Genomic DNA, 916 nt, shown 5'->3' with positions numbered 1-916 from the left:
CTAAGACAGACGTGTTCTGAAAAACTCCACAAACGCCTCAACATGCCGGGGCATATAACGCCGGCTGGGAAACACGAACTGCAACCCGGTGGTCAGCACATCGCTGGACTGAAAACCAACAACATAATCATCCAGAACCGTCTGCAACCTGCCTTTGTCCAAATCACCCTGCACATCGCGAATGGACTTGTAGGCGATGCCGCCATCGGCCAGGGTCCATTGGCGGATAACCGCTCCGTCATTGCTGGTCAGCGCGGGCCTGACCCTGACGGACTTGTGGCGGCCATCGAAAACGAATCGCCATTCATCCAAAGGTTCTCCGAAGCGCTCCAAAACCAAGCAACGGTGCCGGGCCAAGTCGTCGGGATGGCCAGGCCTGCCCTGCTTTTCGAGATACCCGGGAGACGCCACCAGCACCCGGTAGTTACTGGCAAGATGGCGAACCACCAGATTGCTGTCGGGCAGGTTTCCATAGCGTATGGCCAGATCATAGCCCTCTTCCACCAGATCCACCACATTGTCAGTCAGATGCAACTGGGGAATCACACCAGGATATAAGCCCACATACTCCGACAGCGCCGGCGCCACGTACTGACGACCAAAATCCGAGGGTGCCGTGATGCGCAGCCGCCCGGAAAGGTTTTCGTCCGCCGCCCGCAGCAGAGCCTCGGCATTCTCCACTTCTTCCACCACCCGCAGGCAGGCTTCAAAAAAGCGGCTGCCAGCATCGGTCAGAGAAATTTTCCGCGTGGTGCGATTGAGCAGGCGCGTGTGATAGCGACGCTCCAGGGCATTGAGGCGCAGAGTTATGCTCGCTGGTGACAGCCTGATCTTCCGTCCGGCCGCCGCCAGACCGCCAGTTTTCACGATCTGAACAAACAAGGCCATGTCATCAATCTTGCTCATATTATTTAGT

1 protein-coding gene is annotated in these 916 nt (G+C 57.2%); it reads right to left on the bottom strand.

The genetic code is table 11. The features are described 5' to 3' along the window. Window positions 1-916, bottom strand: a 916-nt coding sequence (locus ACOCD2_RS22400) for a LysR family transcriptional regulator (RefSeq protein WP_305801461.1), incomplete at its 5' end; no start/stop codon positions are given.

The organism is Thiolapillus sp., from assembly GCF_048562965.1.
In the GTDB taxonomy this organism is placed as follows: Bacteria; Pseudomonadota; Gammaproteobacteria; order Chromatiales; family Chromatiaceae; genus Thiolapillus; species Thiolapillus brandeum_A.
The sequence above is the reverse complement of the archived record's forward strand: the minus strand, read 5'-3'. Positions and strand labels throughout refer to the sequence as shown.